The organism is Kitasatospora misakiensis, from assembly GCF_042656005.1.
In the GTDB taxonomy this organism is placed as follows: Bacteria; Actinomycetota; Actinomycetes; order Streptomycetales; family Streptomycetaceae; genus Kitasatospora; species Kitasatospora misakiensis.
Window position 1 is genome coordinate 72,044 of record NZ_JBHSOF010000018.1, and the last position, 14,960, is coordinate 87,003.

Sequence of the window (14,960 nt, forward strand, 5' to 3'; positions counted from 1 at the left end):
TAGCGTGTCGGGGCGCGCCGCGGGCGGTGAACCCGGATTCGCAAAGGCGGAACACCCTCGGGTGATCTGCGGCATGATGGGGGATCAGCAGCACCTCGGGGGCGGTGCCGGTTCGCGCGCGGTCGAGACGTCTCGTACACGACCCGCACCGGCCTCGATGGCGCGCGCGGGGTATAAGCGGGGTGCAACCGGACCGGTGCCGAACTCCCGGCCGGTGCGCGCCGCAGGTCATGACTCGCGCTTCGGAAGGCGGCCGGTGAGCAGTTCCGCGGGATACGGGTGGTCCTATGTCGACCGGGAGGCCGAGCGCCGCCGGCAGTTGCGCGCCCGACTGGCCGCCGAGGCCCAGCGGGCCGAGAACCTGCGGCGGGCCGAGGAGCGGCGGGCGGAGCTGCGGGCCCGGCTGGGGGAGTTGAACGAGCAGGCCCAGGGGTTGCGCGGCGAGGCCGGGCAGTTGCGGCGCGCGTACCGGACGGCCCGGGTCACGGTGGAGACGGTGACCGTCGGGGCCGGGGCGGACGAGGCCGAGCTGGCGCAAGCGATCGAGCGGGCGCAGGCGGCGAACGCGCGGGCCGCCCGGGAGTTGGCGGAGGCCGTGCAGGACGTGTGGTCGGCCGTGCTGCCGGAGGCGGTGGTCGAACCGGAACGTCCGCGTCCGACCCGGGCGGACGCGCGCCGAAGCGCGGCCAACGCTGCCGCCACCGCTGCCGCCAACGCCGCCACCACCGCGGCCGCGGCCGCCGAGGCCGCCGAACGCGCGCAGGCCGAACAGGCCGAACAGGCCGAGCGGACCGAGCGGGTCCGCTCCGCCGCGCTCGGCGAGGCGCAGGCCATCCTCGACCGTGACGTGCCCCGCTGCGACCCGGCCGACCTCGAACGGGTGGCGGGCCTGGTGCGCTCGCTGAAGGCGGCCGGCACCGTCTCCGACGTGCGGACGACGCTCACCGACCTCGCCGCGCTCGTCCAGCACTCGGTGCAGCGCCGCGCCCGCGACGAGGAACGGGCCGAACTGCGCGCCGCCCTGGCCGAACTGGCCCGGGATGCGGAGCCGGCCGAGCGCGACCGGCTGCTCGCCGACCTCGCCGCCGCCGAGGACCCTGCCTATCTGCGGCCCGCCGTGGAGGAGGCCGTCGCCCGGGCCGACGCCCGCCGGAACCGGGTGCCGGTGGCGGCGGCGCTCGCCGAGGTGCTGCGCGAGCGGGACTACCTGGTCGGCGAGGACTTCGAGGACCTGCTCGCCGCCGAGGGCGAGGTGGTGGTGCCGTTCGGCGACCCGGATCCGGGTCGGTCCGCGGAGCCCGGGGCGGGGGCGGCGTCCGGCGAGGAGCCGCCGGCCGCCGGGTACGGGCTGCGGCTGGTGCTGGCGCCGGACCGGGCCACCCTCTCCACGGCGGTGGTCCGCCGGGACGACGCCGGGACCGGGGACGCGTGGCAGGACGAGGAGCAGGACGAGAGCGTCCAGCAGTGGTTCTGCGAGGAGCAGTTGCCCGCCATCGAGGAGGGCGTCCGGCAGCAGGGCGTCCGGCTGGAGCGGACGTCCGCGATGGCACCCGGCGCGCTGGCGGCCGGGCTCGTCCCCGGCGGGTCGTGGCCGCAGCCGCCGTCCGCCGCCACGCCGCGCCGCCGCCGGAACAAGCGCGCCGCTGACCAGGCCGCCGCCGCCCGCAAGCCGCAGGAGCGTCACCGTGAGCGCTGACCAGCAGGGGGACGGACCGGCCGGCCTGCGCAAGGACGCGACGCCGCCCGGCCCGGGCACCGACCCCGGCGGCGGCACCGGGACCGATGGCTCCGAGAGCGGTCTCGACCCCCGCCCCGTCACGCCCAGTTGGATCCGCGAACTGGACATGGCGCTCACCGTCTACCCGCAGGTGCTGCTCACCGGGAACGTCCGCGACCAGTACCTGCTGCCCGACGACCACGCGGCCGGCAGCAGTGCGACCCTGGCGCCGTACACCCTCGGCGGGGTGATCGAGTCGATCTGCACCGCCCGCGGCTACGGCGCGCTCGCCTTCCTCGACCAGGTGAACGAGCGGATCGCCCTGCTGCGGTTGAGCGCGAGCCTCGACGAAGTCCCGCAGGTGATCCGGGAGTTCGCCGAACGGGACGAGAAGTGGCGCCGGAACCAGGGGAGTTCGGATCCGAACGGCCCCGGCGGCCCCGGCGGCCCCGGCGGCGCAGGCGGCTCCGGCCGACCCGACGGCGATGACGACGACGAGCCGGAGATGCTGGACCGCCTGCGCGACGCGATGGTGGGCGTCGTCCACCACCCCGGCCCGCCGATCGGCCTGGTCGTCCCGTACGCCGGCCGGCTCGGTTCGCCGCAGGCGCCGGTCGCCGGCGAGGCCGCCCGGCTGTTCGCGGCCGTCGAGGAACTCGGGCACACGGCCCGGCCGGTGCAGGGCGCCAGCGCGGTCACGCCGTACAACACGGTGTTCTGGGTGGTGGAACGGCAGGAGGACCTGCCGCGCGAGTTCGCGGTCGGCAGCCGCGCCGTGCGGGTGATCAACGTGCCGCAGCCGCCGCACGACCAGCGGCTCGCCGCCGCCCGGCACGTGGTCGGCGGGCTCTCCCGCTACCAGGCGGCGACGGGTGGACCGGCCCTCACCGAGGCCGAGACCGCGACGGCGGCCAAGGCACTCGCCGACTCCTCGCACGGCATGGGCAGTTCGGAGGTCATGGCGATCGGCCGGATGGCCCTGGACCGGAACCTGCCGGTGCAGCGGCTCGACGAGGCGGCCCGGCTCTACCGGATCGGCGTGCTCGACAACCCCTGGGCCACCGCCGAGCTGCGCGAACGCATCGCCTCCGGTGAGGAGTTCCTCAACGGCAAGGTGATCGGGCAGCCGCACGCCGTGCGCCGCACCCTGGAGATCTTCATGCGCTCGGCGGCCGGGCTGAACGGCGCCCAGGCATCCAGCTCGCCCAGCCGGCCGCGCGGCACGCTCTTCCTCTCCGGCCCGACCGGGGTCGGCAAAACCGAACTCGCCAAGGGCGTCGCGGAGATGATCCTCGGCAAGGACGCCCGGCCGATCCGCTTCGACATGAGCGAGTTCGCCGAGGAGCACGCCCGGGACCGTCTGATCGGCGCCCCGCCGGGCTTCGTCGGCCACGACGCGGGCGGCGAACTCACCAACGCCGTCCGGGCCAACCCGATGAGTGTGCTGCTCTTCGACGAGATCGACAAGGCCAACCCGCGACTGTTCGACCTCTTCCTCCAGATCCTGGAGGACGGCCGGCTCACCGACGGGCGCGGCGCCACCGTCTACTTCACCGAGTGCGTGCTGATCTTCACCTCGAACCTCGGCATCGCCGTCAGCGCGCTCGGCGGAGCACCGGGCGGCGGCCCCGGCACCCCGGCCGACACCGTGGAGGGGACGGACGGATCAGCGGACGACCGGGCCGGCTCCACCGGGGGCTCGCCCCGCGCCGGTCAGCGCCAACTCAGCAGGCACGACGATCCGGTGATGGTCCGTCAGGCCCTGCGCGGCGCCTTCGACCTCTTCTTCAACGACACGATCAAGCGGCCCGAACTGCGCAACCGCTTCGGCGACAACTTCATCCCCATGGACTTCATGCAGGAGAAGTGGGTGCCGCAGATCCTCGACAAGGCCATCGCCTCCGTCGCGGGCCGCGTCCTGGAGACCCACGGCGCCGAGCTGACCCTCGCCGACGACGCGTGGGAGGTGCTGCGGGTCGAGGCGACCCGGCGGCTCGACCACGGCGGCCGCGGTGTGCTGACCGCCGTCGAGTCGGCGCTGGTCAACCCGCTCGCCAAGGAGGTCTTCCGGACCCCGCCCCGCCGTGGCGAACGCCTCCAGGTCCTCGCGATCGAGGGCGACGGGGACGGCGAGGGCTACCGGCTGGAGGTCGAGCGGTGGGCGGGCTGAGCACGGACGGCGCCGACCGCGTCACCCCGGCCGCTCCGGTTGCTGGCATCACTGCCCCGGCGGCTGCCCGGGTCGGGCAGGTCTACCGGCCGGTGACCTCCCTCGGGCCCGGCCGGCGGCTCGGCGTCTGGTTCCAGGGGTGCACCCTGGCCTGCCCCGGCTGCATGTCCCGGCACACCTGGGAGGCCACCGGCGGACGGGAGTTGACCGTCGAGCGGTTCGCCGCGATGTGGCGCGCCGCGCTCGCCGACGGCCTCGACGGGCTCACCGTCAGCGGCGGCGAACCGCTGGAGCAGCCCGCCGCCCTGGCCGCGCTGCTCGCCGCCGCCGACACCGAGCGCCGCCGGGCCGGCCGGGAGGCCGACCTGCTGGTGTACACCGGCTGGGAGCCGGAGGAACTGGCCGCCGACCCGGCCACCGCCGCCGCGCTGGACGGCGCCGACGCGGTGATCACCGGCCGCTACCGGGCCGGACAGCCGACCCGGCTCGCCTGGCGCGGCTCGGCCAACCAGCGCCTGATCACCCGTACGGAGCTCGGCCGCGAGCGGTACGCGCCGTACCTGGAGCACCGGCCCGAGCGGCCCGAACTCCAGGTGCGGGTGAGCGAGGGCGAGGTCCGGGTGATCGGGGTGCCGCGCCCCGGCGACCTGGGCCGGATCGAACGCGACCTGGTCCGACGCGGCGTGACCCTTCGGGAGACCTCGTGGCGTCCGTGATCTACCGCTGCCCGGTGGGAGCGCCGGGGGAGTGCCCGACCTCCGCCACCCGGGGGTACTGCCAGGTGCACATGTTCCAGCAACTGGAGCGCTACGACCCGGCCGAGGACGCGGTACCGGTCGAGGACGCGGTACCGGCCGGGGCGGCGGCACCGCCGGTCGGCCCGGCCACCGACCCGGAGGCCCTGACCCGCCCGGCACGCCCCACCCAACCGCCCCGACCGCCCCGACCGGCGCAGTACCCCGGCCGACCTGAGCGGCCCGCGCCGCAGGCGCGACCGGCCCGGCAGCCGGCGGTCCGGCTGGCGCTGGTGGTCGCCGGGGCCCTGCTGCCCGTCCGCGCCGAACACCAGCGCGGGGGCGGCGGACTGGCCATCGGCCGCGACGAGCCCGACTGCGCCGCGATCCCCGGCCTGGCCGGCCTCGACCAGCTCTCCCGGCACCACGCCCGGCTGCGCTGGATCGACGGCGCGCTGTACGTCGAGGACCTGGGATCGACCAACGGCACCTTCGTCGACGGCCGCCGGATCGAGGCGCCCACCCGGATCGGGCCGGGGCAGCGGCTGCGGTTCGCGATGGACGTCGACGTCCAGGTGGTCGAGATCGACGAGTTCGGTGCTCCCCGGTGAGCCGGGGCCGCGAGGAGGAGAACGGCAGGATGGCCGACACACCGCCGGAGCCGAGTCCGCCCACCCGCAAGCAGGGGCGCGGTCCGGCCAAGGGGCAGGGCCAGAACCAGAACCCGGCGAAGGGACAAGGGCAGGGGCAGAACCGGGCACGGCCCCCGAAGCCCGACCCGAAGCAGGACGGCACTCCCGCCGAAAGCCCGCGCACCCGCGTGCAACGCGCCCCGAAGAGCGGCGCGAACGGCACTCCCGCCCCCGCCGACACGACGAGCCCGCGCACCCGCGTCCAGAAGCCCGCGCCGGGCCCCACACCCACCCCAGCCAGCACCGGCGCCACCGTCCCAGGCCCGCGCACCCGCGTCCAGGGCCCCGACACCCCCTCCCCCGACCCCACCGCCGGCTTCCCCACCGCCCTCACCGACCGCTACCACCCCCAAGGCCGGGTCGGCTCCGGCAGCGAGGGCACCGTCTGGCGCGTCCGCCGCACCGACGGCGGCGGCGACGCGGCGGTGAAGGTCGGCAACCCGGGCGTGCGGGCCGACACCGAACTCCTCGCCCACCTCGCCGGCGACCCCGCGTTCCGCCGCCACGTCCCCGAGATCCTCGACCACGGTCAGGTGGAGCACGCGGGCGTGCTCTGCGACTGGATGGCGATGGAGTACCTCCCCGTCACCCTGGCCGAGCACGTCGCCGGGCTGCGCGCGCGGCGCCGCCTCGACCGGCCCGGCGAGACCGATCGGATCATCCGCGAGCTGGTCGACCTGCTGGCCTTCTGGCAGACCACGATCGTGCGCAACCCGGTCGACTTCAAACCCGCCAACATCCTGGTCCGCAAGGGCGGCCGGAACGGCGGCTCCGCCACCGAGTTCGTGGTGGCCGACTTCGGCGGCGTCGCCAAGCTCACCGCGAGCCGCCGGTTCTCCGCCGACATGCAGGTCACTGTCGCCTACATGGCGCCGGAACAGCTCGCCGGCCACAACCACCAGGCCGGGCCGTGGTGGGCGCTCGGCACCATCCTCTACGAGGTGTTCAGCGGCGAGAGCCGCTACCGGCGCGCGGACGGCGAGCTGGTGAGCGACGAGGCGCTGCAGTTCCGGCTGGTGATCGACGACGAGGTGGACCTCGCCGCCGTCGCCGACGAGCGCCACCGGCTGCTGCTCCAGGGCCTCTTCACCAAGGACCCGGCCGACCGGTGGACGGCGCCGCAGGTCCGTGCCTGGCTGAACGGCGAGAGCCCGGAGGTGGTCCGCAGCCGGGCCGTCCCGCCGCCGCCCGAACCCACCCCGCCCCCGGGGCCCACGCACCGTCCGATCGCCTTCCGGGGTGAGGACTTCCACGATCCGGCGGCCCTCGCCGGGGCGATGCTCAAGCGGTCCGCGGACGCGGCGGCCTGGCTGGTCAGCGGCGGCGCGCGGCGGCTGCGCGACTGGCTGCGCGACGAGGTCAAGGACACCGTCCTCGACCTGCACTACCTCAAGGAGGTCGAACGCGGCACCTCCGGCGAGAAGTCGGCGGCGGCCTCCCGGGCCGTGCTGGCGCTCGGCGCGGCGTTCACCCCGGACGCCGTCCCCCACGTGCGGGACCGGCGGGTGGACGCGGCCGGGCTGGCCGAGCTGGCCCGGTCGGCCGAGCCGGCCGATCAGCCGGACGTGCTGACCTTCGTCGACGAGCTGGTCACGGCCGGGCTGCCCGCGCTGGCCGCCCGCTTCCACTGCGGTCACCCGGCCTGCCCGGAGCGGGCCTGCGCCCGACTGCTCGGGCTCACCGAGCTGACGGCCGTGCTGAACACGGTCGAGCGCGAGGCCCGCACCCTCGGCGGCCGTGGCGGCGGGAACGGCGACGGCCGCCTCACCGCCGCCGAACGCAAGGCCGCCCGCCGCTGGGTGCTGTTGCTCACCCTCCAGCCGGACGGGCAGCGGCGCGCCGTCGTCCGGCGGCTCTCCGCCCTGCCAGGCCCGCTGGGCGGCCTGCCCGCGCCGGTCCACGCGACGGTGACCGTCGTCGCCGACGGGGCGGGCGCGGTGGCGGCCCGGGTGCGCGGCGGCGGGCGGGAACGGTTCCGCCGCAGCTGGTCGGACCTGCGCCGCCGGGCACTCGCCGCCGACCCGGCGACGGCCGACGGCCGGGGCGTGCTCGCCGCGGCGGCCGTGCTCCAGGTGCGGAGCGTACGGGCGGGCGGCGCGCGGACCGGCCGGAACCGCGGGGCGTGGAAGGCCGACCTGCGCGCCTGGTGGAGCGGCGCACGCAGCTCGCTGCCCCGGCGCGCGGTCGCGGGCGTGCTGCTGTTCCTCTCCCTCGCCATCACCCTCTGGGCGGGCGCGGTCTGGCGGATCTCCGTCGACGCCGGGGTGGGTGCGGAAGTCGCGCCCGGCGGGGCGTTCGACGGACCGCTCCGGACGGCCGGGGAGGCCGCCGCGCGCGGCACCGCCGGCCAGCTCGGCGCGGCCCTGGTGGCCGCCGCCGCGGTGGTCGCGTTCCCGGCCCGGATCGGGCGGCGGATGCTGTTCCTCGCCGTCGCCGCCTCCTTCACCATCGGCTATCTGCACCTCGGACCGCCGATGACGGTGCTGAAGCCGCCGCAGCCGGTGATCGACCGGGTGGTCATGTTCGAGGGCGGGCTGGCGAGTTGGTCCGGCATCGGCGCCGCGGCGGCCGTCGTCCTGGCGCTGCTCCTCAACGGCCGCTCGGTGCGCTGGCTGCTCACCCCGGCCCACGAGGCCGCCCAACGCGCGGTCGGCGACCGCCGCCGCCTCTCCGCCCGCCGCCGCGCCCGCACCGGCGCCGCCGGCGCGGACCGGCGCTGGCGCGCGGGCAGTGCAGGCTACCGGGACCGGCTGGTCTTCTGGCTCGGCGGGACGGTCGCGCTGACCCTCCTCCTCTGGGCCTCGGTCGAGGTCAGGATCGCCGTGGTCGACCGCGACCACCACCCCACCCCGGAGTCCTGGGGCACCGGCCAGGTCGGCGCCGCCTACCAGGCCGACTACCTCCTCCTGCTGGCCTTCCTCACCTTCCTCGCCGCCTCCGCCGTCCCCCGGGCGGCTCGCCGGCTGCTGGTCGGCTTCGCCCTCGGCACCGTCGCCCTCGGCGCCTGGCCCCCGCCCCTCGGCCCCCTGGAGGCCCTCCGCATCCCGGTCCTCGCCCCGATGTTCCGCAGCCTCGCCGACCCCTGGGGCCACGCCGCCTTCTGGGCCGCCCTGCTCGTCATGCTCCCGCTGGCCTGCTACCTCGCCACCTGGACCTCCCGCCGCATCGGCGACCAGTAGGCGGGCAGCGGCTCTCCGGGCGGTTCAGCGCGGGCGCAGCCCGGTGAACAGCACGTCGAGGACGCGCTCCCGGGCCGCCGGGTCGGGGCCGAGCTGCTCCAGGGTGGCGCCGGTGCCGACGAGCAGGGCGATCAGCTCGGGCACGGTCAGGTCCGGGCGGACGGCCCCGGCCCGCTGGGCGCGGTCCAGCAGCCCGGTCAGCCGGGTGCGGATGACGGCGGACGGGGCCTGCAACGAGGACTGCACGTCGACGCCGGCCGCGGCGAGGGCCCGGGCGAACTCGTTCTTGCCGGCGGACTGTTCGACGATCAGCCGGAAGCAGCCGTAGAAGGCCTCGGCGGGTTCGGCCCCGGCGGCCAGTTCGGCCGTCCGCTCCGCGATCGTCTCCAGCCGGCGCACCATCACCGCCTCCAGCAGGGCCTCCTTGGTCGGGAAGTGCCGGAACAGCGTGCCGACGCCGACGCCGGCGGCGCGGGCGATCTCCTCGGTCGGCACGCCGATGCCGCGGGTGGTGAACACCTCGGTGGCGGCGTCCAGCACCTTGGCCCGATTGCGGGCCGCGTCCGCCCGGAGCGGCCGCTCCTGTGCGCCGGTCATCCTCTCAACTCCCTTTCGTTCGAGGGTGGAACCACCGTGAACCGCCGTGCGGCAACCCCTGGACAACCGGACTACCCAGTCCGTATCGTCGTAATCGGAGTCGCCGGTCCGGTTGTGGCGGCGAATCGTCCGGTTCATCACCCTGGGGGTTGATCATGTCCGAAACGCGGTCACCGCGCGAGACCTTCCATGCGCTGCTCGGAGGCATCACGGCCGGGCGCTTCACCGAGATCGTCGACCTCTACGCCGAGGACACCGTGGTGGAGACGGTGTTCGACCACGGCGGCCCGGGCCGCTTCGAGGGCCGGAAGGTCCTCGCCGAGCGGTTCGCCCAGGTCGCCGAGCACTTCCCGCTGGAACTCAGCCACGAGAACGTGGTGGTCCGCGCCACCGACGACCCCGAGGTGATCGTCGCCGAGTGGGACTACCGGGTGCGCCACCGCGCCACCGGACGGACCCGTACGACGGCCAACATCCAGGTGCTGCGGGTACGCGACGGGCTCATCGTCCACAGCCGGGACTTCCACGACCACGTGGCCCTCGCCGCCCTCACCGGCACCCTGCCGCAGCTGGTCGAGGCCCTGGAAGCGGCGTAGGACGGGCCACGGTCGCCGCGGCGGGCCGTTGGCACGTTGTTGACGCGCTGTAGACAAGCCGCTCCCAAGCACACGCCGCCCGACCCGCCCCGCCCGCGCCGCCCCGACCCCGGCGGCGCGGGCGGGCCCGGGCGGATGCGAGGGTAGGCCCCGTGAACGAGACGATCATGGCAGCCGCCCGCGAACGAGCCGCCGAACACCGCCGCCGGTTCGACCTCCGCTTCGAGGCCTACTTCGCCACCCTGCCGGAGCGCCTCGACACGCCGCCGCTCAGCCGCTTCACCCCGCGCTGCCTGGAACTGCTCCGGGACCTCTCGCTGCGCGGCGGCAAGCGCCTGCGCGTCGCCCTGCTGTACGAGGCCGCCCGACTGGTGACCACCGACCCGGTACCCGGCCTCGCGGAGGCCGCGCTGAGCATCGAACTGCTCCAGACGCACGGGCTCGTCCACGACGACATCATCGACGACGCCCCCGTACGCCGCGGCGGCCCCTCCACCTACTACGCCTACCGTCGGGAGTTCCCGGCGGCCGACCGCACCGCGCTCGGCCTGGCCGTCCTGGCCGGGGACCTCGCGGCCTTCCTCTCGATGCGCGTCCTGCTGGAGGCCGACGTCCCCGCCGAGCTGCGCCAGGCGATGCTGGAGGTGCAGCTGAACGCCGGCGCCGAGACGGTCACCGGCCAGATCGTCGACCTCGAACGCGACTTCCGGCCGCTCCCGGACGAGGAGTTCCTGCACACCGTCTGCGAGTACAAGTCCACCCGCTACTCCGTACTCGCCCCGCTGCGACTGGGCCTGCTGGCCGCCGGCGAGGACGTGGCCGCCCACGACGCACGGCTGCGCCGGTACGCGACCCTGGTCGGCATCGGCGGCCAGCTGCGCGACGACTACCTCGACCTGTTCGGCGACGAGGACGCCACCGGCAAGTCCACCGGCGCCGACCTCCGCGCGGGCCGCCGCAGCTACGCCGTGAGCGCCCTGCTCGCCGCCGCGGACGAGGCGCAGCGGGCCGTGGTGGAGTCCGCCCTCGGCGATCCGCACCTCCCCGCCGACCGGGTCGAGCAGCTTCGCGAGCTGGCCCGGCTGCTGGGCGTGGACGCGAAGCTCCGCTCCGACATGCGCCGCTGCGCCGAGGCGGCCCGCGCCGAAGCCGAGGGCTGGCGCCCGCACTGGCGCGCGGAGGCGGTCGCCTTCTTCGCGGGCCTGCCCCTGGCGAACCTGCTCCCGGGCGGCTGAGCGGACCGCTCACCCGCCCGGGAGCAGGTTCGCCCGGGTGCGACGAATCACGGCTCGACGCGGGCTCCCGCCACGGCACCCAGGTCGACCAGTTGCGCCCTGCCGTTGCCCACCGACCAGTTGTCGAGGGCGTTCTCGACGAGCGTGACGAACACGTCCTCGGGCCGCACGCCGACGTTGGTCAGGTTGGTGGTGATCTGCCGGTACAGGTCGAGCTTGAGCTCCCGAGGCCGACCCGCCACCAGGGTGATCTGGACGTAGACGACGTCTCGGCGGGCCACGTCGAGGTAGTTCGGGTCGAAGATCAGCTCTTCGGGATCGTGCGGGGTGACGATCTGGAAGCGGTCACCGGCCGGGATGCCGATGGCGTCGACGAGGGCCTGGTGCACGCCGTCGGCGATGGCGCGTCGGACGGCGGGCGGCCGGGTGGCGGACAGGTCGATGCGGACCAGAGGCATGGGAACGCTCGCTTTCCGGAAGGCCCGGGCTACAGTGTTCGACGAACATCGACCATATCAGTGTATGGCGATCGTCGAACACTCTGCAGAGGATCGATCCATGTCCGCCCGCACCCGCAGCCTCACCCACGCCCATCCGACCGAGGTGTCGCTCCAGGACGCGCTCGACGCCGTCGGCGACCCTGTGCGGCGCGCCATTCTCAGGGAGTTGGCCGGCACCCCTGACTGGACCCGCGCCTGCGGCACGTTCGACCTTCCGGTGACCAAGGCGACGCGCAGCCACCACTTCGCCGTGCTGCGCGCCGCCGGCCTCGTCGAGCAGCGCGACGAGGGACCACGCCGGCTCAACCGGCTCCGCCGCCCCGAATTCGACCGGCGGTTCCCCGGGCTCCTCGATCTGATCCTGGCCGAGCCCGCGACGGACCGGCGCAGTTCCGCGTAGGTTCGCGTCGGGGTGTCGGGGTGTCGGGCTGCCGGGGCTGACCCGTACTAGCGAGGGCTGAGGAGGCAGAACTCGTTGCCCTCCGGGTCGGCGAGGATCCGCCAGGAGATCGAGGACTGGTCGATACCGGGGTCGGTGGCGCCCAGGGCGCGCAGTCGGGCTTCCTCCGCCGCCGGGTCGTCACCCTTGTAGGGGGCGACGTCGAGGTGGACGCGGTTCCACCCGCTCTTGGTGTCGGGGGTGCGCACGAACTCCAGGTAGGGGCCGACGCCCTGGGCGGAGCGCAGGGAGGCGTGGTCGTCGGCGACCTCGTGCAGCGTCCAGTCCATCGCCTCGCTCCAGAACCGGGCCATCGCCCGCGGGTCGGTGCAGTCGACCACCACCGCGGCGACCGGCCCGGTGCCCTGGTAGATCGGACGGGGCTCCAGGACGCAGAACTCGTTGCCCTCCGGATCGGCCATGACCGTCCAGGGGACGTCGCCCTGACCCACGTCGGCGAGCGTCGCGCCGAGGTCCTTCAGGCGCGCGACCAACTCCGCCTGATGGGCGGTCGAGGTGGTGGCCAGATCAACGTGCACCCGGTTCTTCACCGTCTTGGGCTCGGGGCGGGCGATGATGTCGATGTAGACGAACGCGGGGTCGGGGTAGGTGAAGCCCACGGGTTCGAGGTTCGTCACACCCGGTCCCTCGCTGTCGACACCCCAACCGAGCGCCTCCGACCAGAACCGGCCGAGCGCGGAGTCGTCGAGCGCCTTCATGTTGATCTGCACGAGTCGTGTTGCCATGCGGCAGATCCTAGACGCACTGTGACCTGGGCCGCCGTAATTAATGATCTTCAGCAGGTGAGTCGACGAGGAGCCGACGCAGCCAGCGGACCCGGGCCTCCCGGGCGTCCCGGCTGACGGCGGCGCCCGGCGCGAAGGTGTCGAAGCCGTGGAACGCGCCCGGCCAGACGTGCAGTTCGGCCGCGCCCCCGGCCCGCCAGATCGCGTCCGCGTACGCCACCGCCTCGTCCCGGAAGGTCTCGGCCGAACCCACCTCGACATAGGCGGGCGGCAGCCCCGACAGGTCGGTGGCCCGCGCGGGCGCCGCGTACGGCGGCAGGTCGGCGGCGCCGTACCGCTCACCCAGCAGGGCCCGCCAGGCGGTCGCGTTCGACGTCCGGTCCCAGGTGTCGTGACCGGCCAGCTGACGGGTGGAGAAGGTGCGGTCGCGGTCGTCCAGCATCGGGCTCAGCAGCAGTTGGCCGGCCGGGACCGGGCCGCCCCGGTCCCGGGTCAGCAGGGCCAACGCCGCGGCGAGGCCGCCGCCCGCGCTCTTGCCCCCGAGGACGATCCGCCCGGCGTCCACACCGAGCTCCGCCGCGCGCTCCGCCACCCCGACGAGCCCGGCGTACCCGTCCTCCACGGCCGCCGGGTACGGCGACCCCGGGGCCAGCCGGTACTCCACCGAGACCACGGCCAGCCCCAGCGGCTCGGCCAACTCGCGCAGCAGCCGCGGCAGTACGGACCACGCGTTGCCGGTGACCATGCCGCCGCCGTGCAGGTAGTAGAGCAGCGGCAGCGGCCCCCCGCCGGCCCCGGCGGGCCGCGCGCTCACCAGCCGCACCGCCGGCCCGTCCCCGAGCCCCGGCACCCGCAGCTCCGCCACCTCGAACCGGCCGCCGTCCCGCAACCGCGCCAACCCGGGCCGGGGCCGCGCCGCGACGTCCCGCGCCTGCCAGGCGGCCAGGCCCTCCGGCGTGACCGGCTCCCGCGCCGTCGCCCCCGCGGCCGCCAGCGCGGCCCGCAGCTCCGCGTCCACCGGCGGCGGAACCGCCCCCGTACCGCTCTCACCCCGCACCACGCACCCCCAGCCGGCGTTCCCGTCTCCCGTCCCCGAGGCTACTTGCCGGGCGGGATGTCGTAGACGTGATCGGGCGTCACGATGCCGGTGATCGCGCGGCCGAGCAGCGTGCTCGGCTCGGAGCCCTGCGCGATGATGTCGGAGTTGAGCAGCAGCACCAGGGTCGCGCACTCCTCCGGCAGATAGACGGTCAGGCTCTCGTAGCCGGGCAGCGAGCCGTTGTGGCCGATCCACCCGCCGATGTCGAAGATCCCCAGCCCGTAGTTCGCGCCCGGGATCCCGGTGGGCAGCATCGTGAGGCGCTGCGCCTGGGTCCCGGGCGACAGGAGGGTGCCGGTGGCGAGGTCCTTGGCCCAGTGCCTCAGGTCGCGCAGGTCGGAGACGAGCGCGCCCGCCGACCAGGCCCAGGACGGATCCCAGTGGGTGGAGTCGGCGATCCCACCGGAGAGCGTCTGGTCGGTGTAGCCGTGGGCGTACGGCGACGGGAGCCCGGTGCCCTGCGGGAAGAGGGTGTGCCGCAGGCCGCTCGGCCCGGTGATCCGGTCCTGGACGAAGCTCTCGATGCTCTGCCCGCTCAGCTTCTCGACCAGCAGGCCCAGCAGGATGTAGTTGGTGTTCGAGTACTGGTACCGCGCGCCCGGCGGGAACACGTTGTCGTGCCGGTAGCCGTACGCGAGCAGTTCCTGGGGCGTGAAGACGTGGTCCGGGTCGCTCAGGAAGGTGTGGGCGAAGTCCTCGTCCGCGCTGTACGGGAACAGGCCGCTGCGCATCTCCAGCAACTGCCGCACGGTGATGACCTCGCCGCACGGGACGCCGTCCAGGTACCGCGCGATCGGCTCGTCGAGCCCGACCAGGCCCTCGTCCACCAGCTGCAGCACGGCGGTGGCGGTGAAGGTCTTGGTCTCACTGCCGATCCGCATGTTCAGCCGGTCGGTCATCGGCGCGCCGCTCTCCTTGTCGGCCACCCCGAACGCCCGCACGTAGTGGCCCCGCCCCGGCAGCCACAGCCCGACCTGCACACCGGGAATACCCGCCTCCCGCATCACCCGCTGCACCGCCTCGTCCAGCCTCGCCTGCAACTCCGGACTCAACTGCCGCGCCTCGGCCTCGTCGTCACCGGTGGCCGCCGGCGCGTAAGCGACCGGGACGGCACCACCGGCCGTCAGTGGCACCAGCCCGGCGACGGCGAGCGCCGCCGCGAGGAGCACGCGGGCCGGCATCGAGCGGTGGAACGGCGAACGTCTTCTCATGGTCCAGGGCCTCTCTACGGTTCGGCGCACTACCCCGCCGATCGT

The 14,960-nt window shown here is 74.9% G+C and carries 13 protein-coding genes; 8 read left to right on the forward strand and 5 right to left on the reverse strand.

What is annotated here, in order from left to right; translation table 11 throughout:
* Window positions 1-256 precede the first annotated feature (256 nt).
* The 5 genes from ACFP3U_RS16245 to ACFP3U_RS16265 are packed head-to-tail and all read left to right on the forward strand — an operon-like array spanning window position 257 to window position 8,492.
* On the forward strand, window positions 257-1,696 hold the full coding sequence (locus ACFP3U_RS16245) for a hypothetical protein (protein WP_380226229.1): 1,440 nt from the start codon (window positions 257-259) through the stop codon (window positions 1,694-1,696).
* Entirely contained in the window at window positions 1,686-3,887 is a 2,202-nt protein-coding gene (locus ACFP3U_RS16250; protein WP_380226230.1) for an AAA family ATPase, read from the forward strand. Before ACFP3U_RS16245 ends, ACFP3U_RS16250 begins: the two co-directional genes overlap by 11 nt.
* The gene (locus ACFP3U_RS16255; RefSeq protein ID WP_380226231.1) at window positions 3,875-4,603 is read left to right on the forward strand and encodes a 4Fe-4S cluster-binding domain-containing protein; all 729 of its coding nucleotides are present in this window, start codon (window positions 3,875-3,877) and stop codon (window positions 4,601-4,603) included. The genes ACFP3U_RS16250 and ACFP3U_RS16255 overlap by 13 nt, the downstream gene beginning before the upstream one ends.
* A complete protein-coding gene (locus ACFP3U_RS16260) occupies window positions 4,591-5,232 on the forward strand; it encodes an FHA domain-containing protein (protein WP_380226232.1) in 642 nt (213 codons plus the stop codon). The genes ACFP3U_RS16255 and ACFP3U_RS16260 overlap by 13 nt, the downstream gene beginning before the upstream one ends.
* Window positions 5,233-5,261: 29 nt before the next feature.
* On the forward strand, window positions 5,262-8,492 hold the full coding sequence (locus tag ACFP3U_RS16265) for a protein kinase domain-containing protein (protein ID WP_380226233.1): 3,231 nt from the start codon (window positions 5,262-5,264) through the stop codon (window positions 8,490-8,492).
* 24 nt (window positions 8,493-8,516) lie between these two features.
* Here the strand turns inward: ACFP3U_RS16265 and ACFP3U_RS16270 are convergent, their stop codons facing one another.
* Window positions 8,517-9,089 (reverse strand): TetR/AcrR family transcriptional regulator, encoded by a 573-nt coding sequence (locus tag ACFP3U_RS16270; protein ID WP_380226234.1) that lies wholly within the window; start codon window positions 9,087-9,089, stop codon window positions 8,517-8,519.
* 155 nt (window positions 9,090-9,244) lie between these two features.
* Here ACFP3U_RS16270 and ACFP3U_RS16275 point away from each other — a divergent pair, with 155 nt between their 5' ends.
* Both ACFP3U_RS16275 and ACFP3U_RS16280 read left to right on the forward strand, forming a co-directional pair.
* Entirely contained in the window at window positions 9,245-9,685 is a 441-nt protein-coding gene (locus ACFP3U_RS16275) for a nuclear transport factor 2 family protein (protein WP_380226235.1), read from the forward strand.
* A gap of 167 nt (window positions 9,686-9,852) precedes the next feature.
* Entirely contained in the window at window positions 9,853-10,920 is a 1,068-nt protein-coding gene (locus ACFP3U_RS16280; RefSeq protein ID WP_380226279.1) for a polyprenyl synthetase family protein, read from the forward strand.
* A 47-nt stretch (window positions 10,921-10,967) separates the two neighbouring features.
* Here the strand turns inward: ACFP3U_RS16280 and ACFP3U_RS16285 are convergent, their stop codons facing one another.
* Window positions 10,968-11,378: a tautomerase family protein gene (locus ACFP3U_RS16285; RefSeq protein ID WP_380226236.1), complete on the reverse strand. Its 411-nt coding sequence runs from the start codon at window positions 11,376-11,378 to the stop codon at window positions 10,968-10,970.
* A 100-nt stretch (window positions 11,379-11,478) separates the two neighbouring features.
* On the opposite strand from ACFP3U_RS16285, the gene ACFP3U_RS16290 reads away from it, so the two are divergent.
* Entirely contained in the window at window positions 11,479-11,820 is a 342-nt protein-coding gene (locus tag ACFP3U_RS16290; protein WP_380226280.1) for an ArsR/SmtB family transcription factor, read from the forward strand.
* Window positions 11,821-11,867: 47 nt separating this feature from the next.
* On the opposite strand, the gene ACFP3U_RS16295 is transcribed toward ACFP3U_RS16290, so the two are convergent.
* The 3 genes from ACFP3U_RS16295 to ACFP3U_RS16305 form a co-directional block, all read right to left on the reverse strand.
* Window positions 11,868-12,605, reverse strand: coding sequence for a VOC family protein (locus ACFP3U_RS16295; protein WP_380226237.1), 738 nt, complete (start codon window positions 12,603-12,605; stop codon window positions 11,868-11,870).
* Between the two features lie 40 nt (window positions 12,606-12,645).
* Entirely contained in the window at window positions 12,646-13,623 is a 978-nt protein-coding gene (locus ACFP3U_RS16300) for an alpha/beta hydrolase (RefSeq protein ID WP_380226238.1), read from the reverse strand.
* Between the two features lie 80 nt (window positions 13,624-13,703).
* Window positions 13,704-14,915, reverse strand: a complete 1,212-nt coding sequence (locus tag ACFP3U_RS16305) for a serine hydrolase domain-containing protein (protein ID WP_380226239.1) — start codon at window positions 14,913-14,915, stop codon at window positions 13,704-13,706.
* Between the last annotated feature and the right edge of the window lie 45 nt (window positions 14,916-14,960).

Excerpts from the sequence above, each read along its gene's own strand:
- ACFP3U_RS16265 (WP_380226233.1), top strand. The coding sequence starts at position 5,262 with ATGGCCGACACACCGCCGGAGCCGAGTCCGCCCACCCGCAAGCAGGGG.
- ACFP3U_RS16270 (WP_380226234.1), bottom strand. The coding sequence starts at position 9,089 with ATGACCGGCGCACAGGAGCGGCCGCTCCGGGCGGACGCGGCCCGCAAT.
- ACFP3U_RS16275 (WP_380226235.1), top strand. The coding sequence starts at position 9,245 with ATGTCCGAAACGCGGTCACCGCGCGAGACCTTCCATGCGCTGCTCGGA.
- ACFP3U_RS16280 (WP_380226279.1), top strand. The coding sequence starts at position 9,853 with ATGGCAGCCGCCCGCGAACGAGCCGCCGAACACCGCCGCCGGTTCGAC.
- ACFP3U_RS16285 (WP_380226236.1), bottom strand. The coding sequence starts at position 11,378 with ATGCCTCTGGTCCGCATCGACCTGTCCGCCACCCGGCCGCCCGCCGTC.
- ACFP3U_RS16290 (WP_380226280.1), top strand. The coding sequence starts at position 11,479 with ATGTCCGCCCGCACCCGCAGCCTCACCCACGCCCATCCGACCGAGGTG.
- ACFP3U_RS16295 (WP_380226237.1), bottom strand. The coding sequence starts at position 12,605 with ATGGCAACACGACTCGTGCAGATCAACATGAAGGCGCTCGACGACTCC.
- ACFP3U_RS16305 (WP_380226239.1), bottom strand. The coding sequence starts at position 14,915 with ATGAGAAGACGTTCGCCGTTCCACCGCTCGATGCCGGCCCGCGTGCTC.